Raw genomic sequence first — 16,679 nt, 5'->3', positions numbered from 1 at the left:
ACCTCAGGCCTGGGGCAAGGCGGCCACCACCATGATCTCGACCTTCCACTCCGGCCGGGCCAGGCGCGCTTCCACCGCGGCACGCACCGGCGGACGACCGGGGCTGACCCAGGCGTCCCAGGCGGCATTCATCTCGTCAAACTCGGCCATGTCGGTAACCCACACCTGGGCCGAGATCAGTCGATCCTTGGAGGTCCCGGCCTTGGCCAGCAGTTCGTCAATTCGCGCCAGCACCTGCTCGGTCTGGCCGCGCATGCCTTGGCTGGCGTCCGCCGGTACCTGGCCGGAGAGGTAGACGGTGCCATTGTGAACGGCGATCTGGCTCATGCGGTCGTTGCTGTCGTGAAGGGTCGGGCTCATGGTGTTTTCCTTGTGGGAGATCATCCGCGGGATGATCGTTGGGCTAAGTATTGAGCTGTTCAGGGCTGTATCAGGCGTTATCAAGCTATGGTCAGGCGTCGTTGAATCCGCGCAGGAAGGCGGCCAGGTTATGGCTCAAGGCCGCGGTCGGATAGCCGCCCTCCTGCACCAGCACGGTGGGCAGGCCCAGCTCACCGATCTGGCGACCGATGGCGACGAAGTCCGGGGTTTCAAGCGTCAGCCCCGCCAGCGGGTCGTCCTTGTGGGCATCGAGTCCCAGCGCCACAACCAGCGCGTCCGGGCTGAAGCTCGCCATGGCGTCGAGCAGCTCATCGAGACCGGCCTGAAAGGCCTCGATACCGCTGCCTAGTGCCAGCGGCACATTGAGGTTGGCGCCGAGTCCAGGACCGATACCGGTCTCGCCGGCTCCGCCCCAGTAGTAGGGATAGAAGTCGCTGGGATCGACGTGCAGCGATCCTGTCCAGACGTCGCCACGGTCGTAGAAGATGTCCTGGGTGCCGTTACCGTGGTGGAGGTCGATATCGAGAATCGCCACCTGGGACACATGCTCGCGCAGCACCGTGGCCGCGAGGGCCGCGTTATTCAGAAAACAGAAGCCCCCGGCACGATCGGGGCCGGCGTGGTGCCCCGGCGGACGACACAGAGCGTAGGCGGTGCCGCCGCCGGCGACGATGCTCTCGGCGGCGGCCTGGGCGGTAGCGGCACTGGCCAGGATGCCCTGAAAGCTGGTCTCGGTCATCGGACAGGCCATGTCGTGCATGTGCCAGCCCACCTGCCCCACCGGATGGCGCGGGTAGTGCTTGCCGCCGCCGCAGGGATGGACGTTCGGCGCCACGAATTCGGTGGCGTCCGGCAACGCCTGCCAGCGGGCATGGATGGTCTCGAGAAAATCCAGGTAGCGCTCGCTGTGGATCTCCTTGAGACGCTCCCTGAGCGTGGGACTGTCGACCTCGGCCGGCGCGGTCAGGGCCAGGCCGACCTCGGCCAGGCCTTCGCTCAGAAGCTCCGCCCGGCGGGGCCCTTCGGGGGAATCGGTGAGGGCTCCACGCTTCAGGAACTGAGGCGGCGCGTGACGTTCCTGGTCAGGATGGTAGAAAAGTTTCATCTGCATCTGTCTCCGGTGATGACGCTCCGTCACTGCTCACATCAGTCGAGCAGCGAGGGGATCCATGTCGATAGTGCCGGAAAACCCGCCAGCAACACCACTACCAGGATAAAGGCGGTATAAAACGGCAGCGACGCCAGGATCGCCTTTTCGTAGGGGACCTGGGCGATTCTTGCCGCCGTCATCAGCGTCATGCCCACCGGTGGCGTGACGTTGGCGATGTTGAGGGTGACGATCATGACGATGGCGAAGTGCAGTGGATCGAAGCCCAGGCTGACCATCGCCGGCACCACCACAGGGCCGATGACCACTAGCGCCGGCAGTACATCCATAACCGTGCCGATGACGATCAGCAACAGGCACACCAGCAAGATCTGCACGAAGGCGACATCGCTCAGGGAGGTGATCAGGCTCGCCGCCTCCCGGGCGACGCCAGAGCGGGTGACAAACCAGCCGAGTACCGCCGAGGTCGCCAGCAGAAAGAACACGACACCGGAAAACTTGACCGTGGTCACGAGCGCCTGGGCCACCTTGGCCAGAGTCAGGTTGCGATAGAACAGCATGCCGATCAGGATCGCGTACACTGCGGCAAAGCCTGAAGCTTCGGTGATGGTGGTCATGCCCGAGAGTATCCCGCCGAGGATGATCAACGGCACCAGCATGGCCGGTAGCGCCGAGAAAAATGCCAGCAGAGCCATCTTCAGCGGTGTCGGCGCCTGCTTGGGGTAGCCCCGCCGCCAGGCCAGCACGATGCTGGTGGCCAGCAGCGCCACGGTCATCAGAATGCCCGGCACGATGCCTCCGGCAAACAGGTCGATGACCGAGACGTCCCGCAGCAGGGTGGCGTACACCACCATCACCACGCTTGGGGGAATGATCGGCCCGATGATCGAGGAACAGGCGGTGATCGCCGCCGCGTATTCGGCGTCGTAGCCCTGCTTCTTCATCTCCGGAATCATGATCTTGCCGATCGCCACGGTATCGGTGATGGCGGCCCCGGTCAGCCCGGCGAAGAACAGCGACACCGTCACGTTGACGTGAGACAACGCCCCCCTCACCCGACCGAACAGCGCATTGTTGAAGGCGATCAGCTTCTGGGTCAGCCCGCCCTGGTTCATCAACTCGGCGGTAAAGATGAAGTACGGCACGGCGATCAGCATGTAGCCGGAGACACCGGAGAACATGCGATCGGCGATGATCCCCACCAGGCGCTCGCCGCCCAGCTCATAGACCCCGGCAACTCCCGAGATCGCCATGACCACGGCGACCGGGGCGCCGATCGCCAACACCAGGATAAAGGCCAGAATCGCGGCGGTCATGAGCGTGGCTCCCGGGCGACAGCGTCGCCTTGTGGTGAAGAGGGATCGGAGGATTCGACACGGCTGTCGACCGCCTGCTCGGCATTGCTGCCGGTGCCATTGTCATTGGAATGGATCGCCTGCTCGATCACCGCGTCGCTGTCGATGAAGTGCTCGAGCAGTGCAAAGCCGTGCACCAGATGCAGCGCGATGATGGCGCCGGTCAGCGGCACCGCGAAGGTGGTCCACTTGTAGGAAATCTGAATACTGTCGGACACCATGTAGCTCTGGCGGGCGTTGGAGAAGAAGTCCCAGCCGTAGAACATCATCAGCACCGCCAGCGCGCCGATGACGGCCAGGGTCGCGCCGGCTGCCGGCACCACCAGCGGGCGCGGCAGCAGCTTGACCAGCAGTGTCATGGCCACGTGCTCGCCGGAATGCAGCGCGATGGTCGAGGAGATGAGCCCGATCCACGGCAGGAACAGGCGGGCCAGGGAATAGGTCCAGCTGAGCGCCCCGCCGGTAAACAGGGTGTACAGAAACCCGGTGAACGAAATACCCAGCATGGCCAGGACGCAGCCGACGCAGAACACGATGGCGAGGCGATTGACGCCGTTGCTCAGGCGCTGGAGCCAGGCCTGAAGAGATCGCAGTGATGACATGACAGGAGAACTCGGGCAAGGCGGTGGGCACTGGCGGGGCGGCCTGGCCGCCCCGCCGCGACAATCACTGGCCGTAGCGGCTGTAGGCCTCTTGCGGCAGCGACTGGCGCAGGCCATCGACCTCGGCCAGCAGGTCGTCGATCAAGGCGGCGTCGAGTCCGAAGTCATCGACGATCCAGCTCTTCCAGGCCGGACGCGCCACCTCGGCCATGCGCTGGCGCTCTTCTGCCGGCATCAGGTAGCACTCCTCGAAGATCTCGCAGGACGTCTGCCAGCTGGCGGTCGCCAGCATGCCGGAAGCGCCATGGCTCAGGCTGACCGCCTCACGGGCGGCGTTGGTGATGACCCGCTGGTGCTCCTCGGGCAGCTCCTGAAACCAGCTCTCGCTGACCATCCAGCTGGCGCTGTTGTACACGTGCCCGGTCAGGGTGGTGTAGTCGGTCACCTCATCCAGGCCGAAGGTGGTGTTGATCACCGGCGCGTTGAACTGACCGTCGGCGAGTCCGGTCTCCAGCGCGGTGATCAGCTCGCCCCACGGCAGCGGTGTGGCGGAGGCACCCAGCGCCTCCATGGTGGCGACGTGGGCCGGGTTTTCCTCGGTGCGGATGTTGAGCCCCTCGAGGTCATCCACGGTCTTGATCAGCCGCTCGTTGTTGGTGAAGGCGACAAAGCCGCCACCATCATCGAAGGTCCCCAGATAGCGCATGTCCGCCTGTTCGATGGCGCCCTGCATGAAGTCGGCGAACCACTCGCCATCGAAGAAGGCCCAGGCCTGGCGCCAGTCATCGAACAGGAAGGGGGCCGTCACCGCCTGATACTCGGGGTAGAACGACGACATCGCGCCGGAGGTCAGAATGGCGGACTGCAGCGCCCTGCCTCCGGCCTGGACCTGGGAGCCGGTCTCCACCTCGGAGCCCATCTGGCCGCCACCGAAGATGCTGACGGTGACGTCGCCTTCGGTGCGACTTTCCACCAGCTCCTTGAAGTGGACCAGGGCAGGATAGATGGCGTTGTTGGTCAGGTTCTCGGGGATCAGGGTAGCGATGGCCATCTCGTAGGACTGAGCCTGCGCCTGGGACGCCATCAGCGCCAGCGGCAACGCTGCGAGCGCCAGCATCGGCGCTCGTCGCCGCTGTCTGGCCCGTTGGCCACGGCCACGCCGGGCGCCTACCTCGTGGTTATCGTGCGAGCGGCGGTCAGCCGCAATGCGGTCGTCAGTGCGGGCGGAGGCAGGAAGGGAGGTCGAAGACATCAGTAACTCCGGTTGTTGTCATGGTTGTTGTCATTGTTGATGGCGCCGAATCAAGGCCGGCGCCGAGAGACTCCTTTTCAGGCTATGCGCGAAACCCATCGTCAACTTGCCCGAGACTACGAAAACCTTGCCCGGGACTCAGGCAAACCGTGTCGTCGGACACAACGTCACCGCGACGAGAGGAGAAAAGTGACAGGTGGCTGAGCGCGAGAGCGGAGAGAGGCTGAATCGCTGTTTAGAAACCTGTGCGCTCCTGGGAGGGCGCCACCCCATGAACCCTGCGATAGGCTCGGGAAAAACTGCCCTGGTCACGAAAGCCCACCAGCGCCCCAATCTGCCCCAGCGGCAACTCGCTGTGACGGATCAGCGCCTGGGCGTGGCTCAACCGGCGTCGGCGAACATAGGCCTGCGGCGTCATCCCGGTGGCCTGGCGAAAGCTGGCGTGGAAGTGACCGGGGCTGAGCGCGCACAAGGACGCCAGGTCATCCACGCGAATGTCGCTGGCCAGGTGCCTATCGATCCAGTCGTCCAGCAGACGCAGATCGAGCCGACCGCTGACGCCCGTCGATCGTGTTGGGGCACAGGTTTCGCTGGAAGCCTCCAGATGGAGATAGAGCGCGCGTAACAGAAGCGCTGCGATATCGTTGCCCAGGGTGGGGAATTGATCCAGTTGCCGCATCAGGCTGTCGGCAAGTCGCTGCAGATCGGGGGGCACCGCGAAGAAACGCGGTCGCTCGAACAGTCGGGCCACGTCGACGTCCGGCAGCCCGAAGACCACCGGCACGTCGAGCACGAAGGTACGATTGTTGCCGTCTCCCAGGTAGTCGTGATGGCAGTTGCCTGGAATCAGGCAACCACGCTCGGCGGTGACCCGTTGCTCCCGCCCCTCAAGGGATAGTTCGGTACTGCCGCAGGTGGGCAGAATCAACTGGTGGTAGCCGTGCACGTGGGACACGTGCTCGTTGGCCAGGGTCTTGGTCCTGAGATCGATCCGGCTCACGATCGCCTCGCCTGAAGAAGATACCTCTACCATGCCGCTCACCGAACAGCCTGACAAGCCGGGGCGAACGCCCGGCTTCACGCGACCTCAACGCTTGTCGCCTGGGCATCCTTGTGGCGGGGGCATGGCGGCCGTTGTCAGACTCGGCGTCTTGTCAACAGCGACCCTTCTTGGCCTGTCCCGGCGGACAGAAGTCGCCACGCCGATCGTGGTCGTCGTAATAGCGATCATGGTCATGATCGTGATCATCGTGGCGATGGCGGTCATGGTCCCAATCGCGATCATGCCAGTCGTCATCACGGTGGTAATCGCGGTCACGGTGGTAGTCGCGGTCACGATGGTCGTCGACGACGATCAAGGGCTCTGCACTGATCCGTGCGGGATCGTAACTGCATCCCGCAAGACCCATCAGCACCAGCAAAAGTACGGCTGTACTCACTGTCTTCATGCGCACTTCCCGGCCACCTTCAGCAACGACCCTTCTTGGCCTGTCCCGGCGGACAGAAGTCGCCACCGTCATGATCTCGATGGTCGCGATGATCGTCATCGATGATGATCAGTGGCTCCGGCGAGACCCGTGCGGGGTCATAGCTGCAGCCCACCATCAACACAGCCATCACCAGGAAAACAATCCATCCAGCGGTTCGCATATGCATGACTCCTTCCGTTCAAATTGACACCAGCCTAACGCAAAGGTCGCCTTTTCGCCGCTGTCGACGCCCTGCAACACCCGGTGTCTGCCAACAGCGACAACTACTCTCTGGATCCGGCGCCCAGAAAAATGCCGCTCCCGGGGGAGCGGCATTCACACGATTGACAGTGGCAAGCCTGTCAGAACAGTTCGTCGGGTTGCTGCTGGGGCAGGCCCTGTAGATCCAGCGGATCGACCACATCGGGCACTTCCTGCGCAGACTCGCCCTGCTCGGCGGCCACGGTGAAGCGCGACGATGGCACCACCTGGTCGGTTTCCTCCGGCGGGACACCGTTGCCTTCGTACATCGGCTTGATACCCTCGATAACGAACATGTTGTCGTTGTAGTCGAGGTTGGATCCGGAATAGTCCTGAAGCACCAGATAGGTATCAGGAATCTCGTTACCTTCATCGTCCAGCGCCTTGAACACGCGAACATAGTAGCCACGCTCCAGATCCGGCGAATCCGCCGGTGGCTTGCCCTTGCCGGGAGGATTCAACGAGGGATCGGAGGACAGGGTGGCCACCTCGAGGCCGAACAGATCGTTGCCTCCCCAATTGTCAGGAATATCGTCTCGGGTGAAGGTGGCTGCCGGTTCCTGACGATCAAGATAGGTCAGCGGCAGAAAGGACTGGTTCTGGTCCGCATCGTGGCGGATCAACTTGATATCCTGGGAGGTATTCTTGAAGGCGTGGAGTCCAAAGGCAGCCACACCCGCCCCATGCAGTGCGACTATCTGACTCACCTTGGCTTCATCGACCCCGTCGGCCAGGGTCCAGTAGCGCGACAGCACTTCCTCCTCGCTGACGGCGCGGTAGAAACCGTAGTCATCGAAGGCAGAGCCTCTGGCGCCACCGTCCGTCGGAATACCGCCAATCCGGTTGCCGAATCCGGCCACATTCCAGACCTCGTCGACGGTCGGTTCCCAGCCGCCCTCATCCTGAGCCTGCCAGAACCCGGCAAGCGTCAACTCCTGGACCGGGGCATCGGCGTCGTTGGTCACCAGCCTCAGACTCCCGAAGAAGCTGCCGTCATCGGCGTTGCTGGCGGGCGGACGATAATTCGCGCGATCGAACAATACATCGAGCTCGAGCGATTCCCCCGGTGCCAGTGTCACCCCTTCAAGGGCCGCCGCGTCAGCAAGCACGAAGGGGCCATCCAGCGAGACATCAAGAATGGTCAGCGGGTCGCTGCCATCATTGGAAATGACGGCGGTAGCACTTTCCTTGAAGTCCCGATCCGGGCCACCAAAGTCGTTTTCATCGAGATAGTTGAACAACAGGCGATCACTGAAGTAGTTGACGTCACCACTCTCCAGGTGGGCCACGGCCTCGGCAGTGACGGCGACTGGCGTCACATCCAGGTAGTCGATGCGCTGACTGCACAGATCATCGGAGACCATGTGCAGGCGGTACTCGATCCCGGGCTCCAGCTCGACGTAGTAGGACTCTTCACCCGCCGTTCCTGCTCCGGGAAAGGACATCACGGTCAACGGCTTGCCATTGAGACTGAGGGCCAGATCCTCGCCACGCAGCACACCGGCATTCGCCGCCAGATCGAGCCGGTAGAGACCTCGAGTATCGACCTCGAAGAAGAAGTCAGCGCTTCGCGGGTCGACGCTGAGCGCCGAGATGCCATCCTCAAGCTCGATGCGCACGCCATCGGTGGCGTCGGCTGGCCCGAGAACGGCGGCCCGAATCGCTTCCAACGACTGGTCGGGCACCCACAACAGGTCCATGTCCGGCCCAACCGCCGCCGGCGCGGTCACTACCAGGGTATTGATCCCCGCCTTCAGGCTGACCAGCACGTTATGATAGATCCAGTCAGCGTTATTCTCACTCAGCCCTGCGAAGTCGAGTTCATCCTGGGCTACACCGTTGATACTGAAAGACAGCGGTCGATCCGCCTTGGTCTGAGAAAGGTTGTAGCGGAAACCGATTTCATAGGTTCCCGCGTCTTCGACACGAATCGACCAGGTGATGGTCTGGTCTTGCGTGCCCCTGAAGTCGGCGTAGGCGTTCTCCGAGACGTCGCGCACGTCACCCACTTCGATCACTCGAGGACCGTTGAGCAGTGCATCCTCGGCCTCGTAGATGCCGAAACCGGGCGAAGGCTCGTGCACCACTTCCAGCTGATCCACGTTAGGCCCAGCCCGGGACACCGACTGCAAACGCACCTCGACATCGCCCGGCGTCAGGTTCACCTCGATATCCTGGGTCATCCAGAAACGCCAGCGGTCGGAACCCTCGAGGCTGTCCGGTGCCGGTGGAAAGTCGGCGATACCCACACTCAGGCCATTGACGAAGACCTCGAGAGGTCGATCCGAAAAGCCACCATTGGCATAGCGCACCCGCAGTACGGTGTCACCACCATCACCGGCTTCCAGGGTGAAGCCAAAGGTGATGGCATCGTCCGAGTTCCTGCCGAAATCAGCGTAACCGCCACCGACCCCGTCGTTGTCATCCAGATTGCCGTCATTGCCAAAGCTGCCCGGCTGTAGCCCCGGCACCTCACTGGCGATCCCTTCACGGATGATGATCTCGGCAGCGCCGCCCTCGCTGATGGTGGCGCTGGTGCCGTCGTCAGGGGTGTTGTCCTCGGCCTGGATGGTTGCCAGTATCCTCATCGAGTCAGTGCCGGCCCCTCCGGACGACATGGGTTCGACGGGATCCAGGCGGACCAGCTGACTCTCGCCGGTCCGGCGGTTCAGGGTGACCAGATACAGGCGCCCTGTGGCGGGGTTCTCGATGATATCCAGAGGATCGGTATAGGTGATGACCTTGCCGGCGGCATTCCGAAGAACGTCGTCACCGATGACCTTGCCTTCGGCATTCACCGTGATCCAGCGAATGTCGTCTCCTCCGGAATACTCGGTGATCAGCAGACTGCCCTTGAAGGCATTGCCGAAGGTATCACCGACGTATTCGGTCGCGCCGTTGGCAGAGCGGTTCTCCCCCAGCGAGTAGGCATCGTCGATGCGATAGTTGGGGTCGGGCTCAATGCCTGGATCGTAGGACGTGACCTCGTTGATGTCCTCCAGCCGGGTGGGGTTACCGCCGTTAAGGATGTACTCGTCCTGCAGAGGATTCGGGTGGCCGTAGTACCCCCCCTGCTCGACCTTGAACAGATAGTCATCCTGCTTGACCACGTTGGTCGCCGATTCGTCGATCAGCGTCGAGGGGGCATCCGGCACGGCACCGCCCGCCGCCGAGCCATTGGTCGGCGTGTACAAGTAGCCATTGGAGTGCCAGACCAGATCGTAGGCGTTGCGGACCCCGGTGGCGAAGATCTTGACCACGGCATCATCGACGAAGGGATCGTAGAAGCTCTCCAGCACGAGGCCATCAGCGTCCTGGACGCTGGCGACACCCTTGTCGTCAAACACCAGAAAGCGCCCTTCCTCCATGGGAATGGGGGCATTTTTCAGGTCATTGTCGACGTCGAGGAAGCGTGTCTGGTCTTCCGGCAGGGGCTCGGTGGTGACATCGAAGCCACCAGCGGGCGGCGAGCGCGTCGGATCCACCTCCAACACCGCCGCAGACAGCAGACGTTCGGGCCTATTGCCCCAGGCACTGTCGCCGTCCCCCATGGCGGTATTGGACCCCTGGGTCAGGTAAAGCAGATGCGAGGGTTCAGTGGGCGACGCCTCTGCATCAAACGCCGGATTTTCCCGAAACTCGATGCTGTTGGTGACGTGGTCCGCCACCGAACGGGGAAGTCCGGTCAGGTAGACTTCGGCACTACCGCTGAAGTCGCCTCCCTCGTCCAGGGTAATCTTCAACAAGCGCCCGCTGAAGTCGGGGGTCGAGGTGTCGCGTCCGGACAGCGGGATCGGATAGTTGTCGGTCACCCACAACACCTTTGGATCGGTCGGGTCCACCGCGATGCCGATGATACCCCGCCGATTGTTGAAGGCGTCGGCGTCGGGCTCCATGAAGGGATCCAGGGCCAGCGACAGGGCCTCCCCGGGGCCCAGCGAGCCGTCCTCAGGGTCCAGCGCGTAGCGCACGATCTGGCCGCCCATGCTGACCACGTACAGCGCATCACCCCCGGCGCTGACCTCGAGGGAGGTAAAACCGAAGGCTCCGTCGACGGAACCGTTCAACTCCACCGTTCCCTCGAAGGCCACATCACTGGGCAGGATATCCGGTTCTGGCCCGGTAACGAAGGTATTGGTGTACTTCAGGAATTCCCGGGTCGGCAAACTGCTGTCGCTGTTGTCGCCACGATCCTGAAAGCCATCGATCACCAGGCTATAGCTGGTGAAAGGCTTCAGCGTTTCCTTGGGGGAAAGGGTCAGTGAATCGAAACCGCCGGTGGTGTTGATATCAAACGCCACCTCGATGCCGGTGACGGTCTCGAACAACCGTACCGAACCATCGCTCAGGCTCTTCAGGAGTGCGCCTCCTCGGCCCTCGACCACCTGAACGCCGACGAAGATATCGGAGGTGGGATCGACTCCGGTGGGCAGGCTACCGTCTTCCCTGTCCAGATCCACGACAACGGTATTGGTAGCAACACCGGCGATGGCCCGGGCATCGGTAAAGTGCGCATAGTCGAGGCTCGCTGGCTGGTCATCTTCCGGAGTCAGGTCCGGCAGCGGTCGGATCTCCAGATACTGCAGCTTGACGTTCTTGCTGTCGACGTCGAGCGCATCCAGCGTCAGACGACCATCGGTCACCTCAACCACCCGAGTGACCAGATCCGAACGCAGGCCCTCGGTGTCATTGGTCGGCGTCGCATCGATGGAAAAGTCGTCTGGACGCCCTGGGGCAAAGGCATCGGTGAAGGCAACACCCTCCGCATTGACCCCGTAGAAGGCGTCGAAGTTGCCGGAAGCGTCGCCCACCGACAGGGTCACCTCGTAGAAGCCGGGCTCCAGCTCAATTTCCCAGCCTGCATCGACGAAGCCGTCGCGCTCGCTGGTCATCTGGGCAAAGGTCGCCTGGCGCGGGTCCAGGCCGACGAAGCGCTCGGAGCGATCCACCAGGGTAAAAGCACCCTGACTCGCCAGCGACAATGGATCGGTGCCGTTCTCAGTTCCGTCGGCAATGCTTTGCTCGGTGACCCAGCCGTAGCGGTAGGTCTTGCCGTCCACTTCCAGCATCTGTGTTCCAAAGGCCTGGCCGGTGTCCGCGACATAGCCCTCGGGAACGTCGGCCCCCTGTGGCTGGAAGTTGATCTTCAGTGTCGGACGCTCGCCGGGCTCGACGACGAGCGGAGACAGCTTGACCAGGTCAAGGTTGGCCCCCCCTGACGTGAGATTCTCAAGGCGAACAGAATGGGTCCCGGCTTCGAGCTTGAGTTCAAGCGACTCTTCCCGCCAGCGTTGCCAACCATCATCACCAGCCCCGGTGGAAGCAAACTCGAACTCGCCTACCCTGACGCCATCAATGTAGAGCGCCATGGGGCGATCAGCGTTGCCTCCATTGGCGTAGCGGGCGTCCAGTCGGAAATTGCCGCCTTCCTCCACGGTGACTTCGAATACCCCGGCATCGCCGACATCGTTGCCCAGGTCAAGGTAACCCTCGCCACTGTAGCCAGGCCTGAGCGAATCCACGCCATCGGCTTCCAGGCGCGCCGTCGTATCGGCCGGGCTGCCTGGATCCGACTCCTGATCGTCGATGGTAAAGGTTTCCGCCTCGAACGACATGATGCCTGTTTCCGGCTCCGGATCGGGATCAGGATCGGGATCGGGATCAGGATCGGGATCGGGATCGGGATCAGGATCAGGATCTGGGTCAGGGTCGGGATCTGGTTCGTCTTCCACCTTTACCAGTGTCAGCTGATCCAGGTTGGGTCCCTGGCCCACGCCACCCTGTTCCGCCGTGGGGATCGACAAAAACAGCTGATGCGAACCCGGCTCAAGCTCAAGTTCGACCGTCACCTCCTGCCAGCTGCTCCAGCCACCGGTTCCAGGAAAGCTCACCGACGTCGTGACGCCGCCATCCACCTGAAGCGCCAACGGACGATCACTGTTGCTGCCGTTGGCATAGCGCAGGGTCAATTGGTAGCTGCCTGCCGTATCGACACTGATGTCATACTGGACACCATCACCGGGATCCCTGCCAAGATCCACATAGGCATTGTCGACAGCACCGGGCCTGGCGTTGCTACCCGACACCACTTCGGTGACAGCGCCGGAGGGTCTACCGCCAACGTCGATGATGGTGCCCTCTTCCGCCTGCCAAACCAGAAGATCGGCATCCTGTGGCACCACCAACATCTGGGCGGTTCTTCCCGTGATCGGACTGACCATCTCATCGTTACTGCTCATGGTGACTCCATATATTTTCTACATGTCATACCCCATGAAAACCGTTTTACATTCGGAAACAAATAGCAAATATCTTACACCAACATCAGAAGTTGAGGGTTTTTTTTGATCCAACTACTTCGTCTTGATCAACTCGCCCTTCCACAACAGAACTTTTTTGACGCATCTAAAAGCGGCCGAAAACCTATTTACTCCCTCTAAAAACAATGACTTCAATATTCCTCACAATAATCGTCGACAAAAACAGCACAGAATTCTTCAAAAATTCAACAAAAGAATACGGAAACATCTATTGAGATTCTTCATTTTTATGCCGTTTTACATAGATTTGTAAGCTCTAAAAAAGTCGTTTCGGCGAACTTCTCCCTAGCCTCTCACTCCCTGCCAACTCCATACTTCATTCCATCAGATTTCGGACACCCTGCACGACAAGGTGCTAAACGACATCAGGCATCGCTCTTCGCTCCGGCTGCCAACACCACCAGAACTTCGCCGCAAATCCAGAAAACGAGACGCCTTTACATGACCCCCACCCGTTACAATATTCGGGAGGCGATACTTCGCTGCCGACGCGGCCTCTTCGACGTCGGACTGTTCAGCCTGTTCATCAACCTGTTGATGCTGGTGCCTTCGCTATACATGCTGCAGGTGTATGACCGGGTGCTGGCCAGTCGCAGCGTCGAGACCCTGGTCATGCTGACGTTGGTCGTGGTGTTCCTGTTCGCCGTCATGGGCGGACTCGAGTGGGTTCGCTCGCGACTGCTGGTGCGCATCGGCAATGCCCTGGATGAACGGCTCCAGCCGGCTGTCCATCAGGCCATCTACGATCAGGCCCTGCGCCGTCCGGGTGCCGCCTCGACCCAGGCGCTGGATGATTTGGCCACGCTGCGCCAGTTCGTCTCCGGCCCCGCCCTGCTCGCCTTCTTCGACACGCCATGGATCCCCCTCTACCTGGGGGTACTGACGCTGTTTCATCCGCTCTACGGGCTCTTTGCCCTGGCCGCCGGCATCCTGTTGCTGGCCCTGGCCGCGATCAACGAGGCCTGCACCCGGGGTCTGCTGAAACAGGCTGGCGCCCACCAGGTCGCCAGCCGCGACGAAACCGCGGCCAACTTGCGCAACGCCGAGGTGCTCCATGCCATGGGCATGCTGGAGAGCGTAAAGCGACGCTGGCAGTCGCAGCACCGTGACTCCCTCGCACTGCAATCCCGGGCCAGTGATCGTTCAGGTGTACTCACCCACCTTTCGAAGATACTAAGGCTGCTGTCCCAGTCGCTGATCCTCGGCCTGGGGGCATGGCTGGTACTGAAGGCGGAGTTGACCCCAGGAATGATGATCGCTGGCTCGATCCTGCTGGGGCGAGCTCTGGCCCCCATCGATCAACTGATCAATGGCTGGAAGAGCTTTATCGCCGCCCGTAACGCCCGTGAACGCCTGGGCCAACTCATCGACAGCGAGGCGCCATCACCACCGATGCCGCTTCCCGCCCCGAAGGGCCAGCTTTCCCTCCAGCAGGTATGTGCCGGCCCGCCTGGAGCGACCGTCGCCTCACTCAACGCGATCAGCGTCGACCTCAAGGCTGGCGAACAACTCGCCATCGTCGGCCCGAGTGCCTCGGGAAAATCGACCCTGGCACGGGTAGCCCTGGGCATCTGGCCGAGTCTCGACGGATGCGTACGCCTCGATGGCGCCGACATCCTGCGCTGGGAACGCAGCACGCTGGGGCCCCACCTGGGCTATCTGCCCCAGGACGTGGAGCTGTTGGCCGGAAGCATTGCAGACAACATCGCTCGCTTCGGCCCGGTCGACGCCGACGCAGTACTCAAGGCAGCCCACCTGGCCGGCGTCCACGAGTTGATCCTCAAGCTCGACGAAGGCTACGACACCACCATCGGACACGGCGGCACGGGTCTATCCGCCGGCCAGCGTCAACGCATCGGCCTTGCCAGAGCCCTGTACGGCGAACCATCGCTGGTGGTGCTGGACGAACCCGATTCCAATCTGGACGAAAGCGGTGAGCGAGCCCTGGTGGAAACCCTGGTCCGCCTGCGCCGGCTCGCCACCACTACCCTGGTGATCACCCACCGACAGCGCCTGCTGGCCCAGGTCGACCGGGTAATGTTCCTCGACAACGGCCGAGTGACGTCCCTGGCTCCTCCCTCCCCGGCCGGCGGGGCAAGACTCAAGGGAACGGTGTCCTCGGCACGGGTGGTGAAGCAAGTCGCCGGTGCCGGCACGCCCTCTTCTCAACGAGCCCCGTCCGGCGTTGCGCCATCGAACCCGCTGCCAACGGATCCCCCTTCATCCAACAGCTCGAGGACACCACGATGAGCGCTCAAGTCTCTACTTCGGTGCCCGTCGAGACCGCCGCCATCGACTCGAGCTCGGCCACCGCCGGTCCTGAGAATCAAGTACCGGTGGACCTTCGGCCCTATCGACGCTGGGGCCTTGCCATCCTGCTGGTGGCCTTCGGCGGCTTCGGGGTCTGGTCGGTCACCGCTCACCTGGCGGTGTCGGTGGTCGCCCCCGGTTCGGTCTCGGTGGAAAGCTTCACCAAGACGATCCAGCACCTGGAAGGCGGCATCGTCGCCGACGTGCTGGTCGAGGACGGTGATCACGTGGAAGCCGGCGACCCACTGATCGTGCTGGACGACACCCAGGCGCTGGCGCAACAGCGCATCGCCGAGACCGAGTACCTGATCACTCGGGCCAGTGAGGTGAGACTGCTGGCGGAACAGGCCGACAGCGACAGCCTGGTCTTTCCACAGGAACTGATCGCGTCCAGCAATTCGCGGGTTCAGGAGGTGCTGGGCGTGCAGCGGCGCCTGTTCGAGGTACGCCGGCAATCGCTGGACGATACGCTGGCCGCCCTGGACCAGCAGATTCTTCAACTGGAAGAGCAGATCACCGGCCTGGGGCAAACCCGTTCGATCACCCAGCAACGCATCGACTCGCTGGAGGGTGAGGTCGCCAACCACCGCAAGCTGTTTCGTGACGGCATGATCAGCAGCCAGCGTCTGCGTGAGCTGGAACGCGAGAGCCTGGAGTACCAGAGTGACAACGCGGGACACGCCTCGGAGATCGCCCGACTGCGCGCCCATATCAGTGAAAACACCCTGAACAAGCAGATTCGCCTGCAGGAATTTCAACAGCAGGTGGGCGAAGCGCTACGTCAGGTCCAGGCCGAGGTTGCCGACGCCGAAGAGCGCCTGGTCGCCCTCAATGACACTCTCGCGCGCACGCGAATCACGGCCCCTGTGGCGGGTACCGTGGTGGACCTGCAGGTGCACACCCTGGGCGCCGTGGTACGTGGTGGCGACCCGCTGCTTGACCTGGTCCCGGCCGGCGACGGTTTCGTGATCGAGGCCCGCGTCCCCAACCACGATGTGGATCACCTCTACCCCGGCCAGTCGGCGGAAATCCGCTTCAGCGCCTTCAACCAGCGCCTGTCCAATGTCATCGACGGCGAGGTGGTCCGCGTCAGCGCCGACAGCTTCGAGGACGAAGCCACCCGCCAGCGCTACTACAAGGTCCGTGTCGGAGTGACCGACCTGGGAAAATCCCAGCTGACCGACAACATGCGTCTTGTCGCAGGCATGCCGGCAGAGGTGATGATCCTCACCGGGGAGAGAAGCTTCGCCAGCTATATCACCAAACCGATCAACGATATGCTCGCTAGGGCAATGCGCGAGGAATGACGAAAGACCAATCACCAAACCACTGATTCAATGGCGACATGCTAGCCCGGGCAATGCGTGAGGAATGACGAAAGACCAATCACCAAACCACTGATTCAATGGCGACATGCTCGCTAGAGCAATGCGCGAGGAATGACGAAAGAGCAATCACCAAACCACTGATTCAATGGCGATATGCTCACTAGGGCCATGCGTGAGGAATGACGAAAGAGCAATCACCAAACCACTGATTCAATGGCGATATGCTCACTAGGGCCATGCGTGAGGAATGACGAAAGAGCAATCACCAAACCGCTGGTTCGATGGCGCCATGC

Annotated in this window: 11 protein-coding genes; 2 read left to right on the top strand and 9 right to left on the bottom strand. The window is 62.1% G+C overall.

Annotation, left to right across the window (positions count from 1 at the left end; translation table 11 throughout):
- Positions 1-3: 3 nt before the first annotated feature.
- From NFG57_RS08275 to NFG57_RS08235, 9 genes are all read right to left on the bottom strand, one after another.
- On the bottom strand, positions 4-360 hold the full coding sequence (locus tag NFG57_RS08275) for a RidA family protein (RefSeq protein ID WP_108132815.1): 357 nt from the start codon (positions 358-360) through the stop codon (positions 4-6).
- Positions 361-451: 91 nt separating this feature from the next.
- Positions 452-1,486 carry a histone deacetylase family protein gene (locus NFG57_RS08270; RefSeq protein ID WP_045994862.1) on the bottom strand — a complete coding sequence of 345 codons (1,035 nt, stop codon included), beginning with the start codon at positions 1,484-1,486 and terminating at the stop codon, positions 452-454.
- Between the two features lie 41 nt (positions 1,487-1,527).
- Complete coding sequence (locus tag NFG57_RS08265) at positions 1,528-2,805, bottom strand: TRAP transporter large permease (protein ID WP_108132764.1); 1,278 nt, start codon at positions 2,803-2,805, stop codon at positions 1,528-1,530.
- Positions 2,802-3,446: a TRAP transporter small permease gene (locus NFG57_RS08260; protein WP_348815881.1), complete on the bottom strand. Its 645-nt coding sequence runs from the start codon at positions 3,444-3,446 to the stop codon at positions 2,802-2,804. The genes NFG57_RS08265 and NFG57_RS08260 overlap by 4 nt, the downstream gene beginning before the upstream one ends.
- 64 nt (positions 3,447-3,510) lie before the next feature.
- Positions 3,511-4,563, bottom strand: a complete 1,053-nt coding sequence (gene dctP, locus NFG57_RS08255) for a TRAP transporter substrate-binding protein DctP (protein WP_045994863.1) — start codon at positions 4,561-4,563, stop codon at positions 3,511-3,513.
- 370 nt (positions 4,564-4,933) lie between these two features.
- Positions 4,934-5,698, bottom strand: a complete 765-nt coding sequence (locus NFG57_RS08250) for an AraC family transcriptional regulator (RefSeq protein ID WP_348815880.1) — start codon at positions 5,696-5,698, stop codon at positions 4,934-4,936.
- A 154-nt stretch (positions 5,699-5,852) separates the two neighbouring features.
- Entirely contained in the window at positions 5,853-6,146 is a 294-nt protein-coding gene (locus NFG57_RS08245; RefSeq protein WP_108195016.1) for a hypothetical protein, read from the bottom strand.
- Positions 6,147-6,165: 19 nt separating this feature from the next.
- A complete protein-coding gene (locus NFG57_RS08240) occupies positions 6,166-6,348 on the bottom strand; it encodes a hypothetical protein (RefSeq protein WP_045994856.1) in 183 nt (60 codons plus the stop codon).
- 181 nt (positions 6,349-6,529) lie between these two features.
- A complete protein-coding gene (locus NFG57_RS08235) occupies positions 6,530-12,667 on the bottom strand; it encodes a carbohydrate-binding protein (protein WP_348815879.1) in 6,138 nt (2,045 codons plus the stop codon).
- Between the two features lie 522 nt (positions 12,668-13,189).
- Between NFG57_RS08235 and NFG57_RS08230 the strand changes: the two genes are divergently transcribed.
- The gene (locus NFG57_RS08230) at positions 13,190-14,998 is read left to right on the top strand and encodes a type I secretion system permease/ATPase (RefSeq protein ID WP_348815877.1); all 1,809 of its coding nucleotides are present in this window, start codon (positions 13,190-13,192) and stop codon (positions 14,996-14,998) included.
- The gene (locus NFG57_RS08225; protein ID WP_348815876.1) at positions 14,995-16,365 is read left to right on the top strand and encodes an HlyD family type I secretion periplasmic adaptor subunit; all 1,371 of its coding nucleotides are present in this window, start codon (positions 14,995-14,997) and stop codon (positions 16,363-16,365) included. Before NFG57_RS08230 ends, NFG57_RS08225 begins: the two co-directional genes overlap by 4 nt.
- Positions 16,366-16,679: the final 314 nt, after the last annotated feature.

The organism is Halomonas sp. H10-59 (assembly GCF_040070555.1).
Lineage (GTDB): Bacteria > Pseudomonadota > Gammaproteobacteria > Pseudomonadales > Halomonadaceae > Halomonas > Halomonas litopenaei.
The sequence above is the reverse complement of the archived record's forward strand: the minus strand, read 5'-3'. Positions and strand labels throughout refer to the sequence as shown.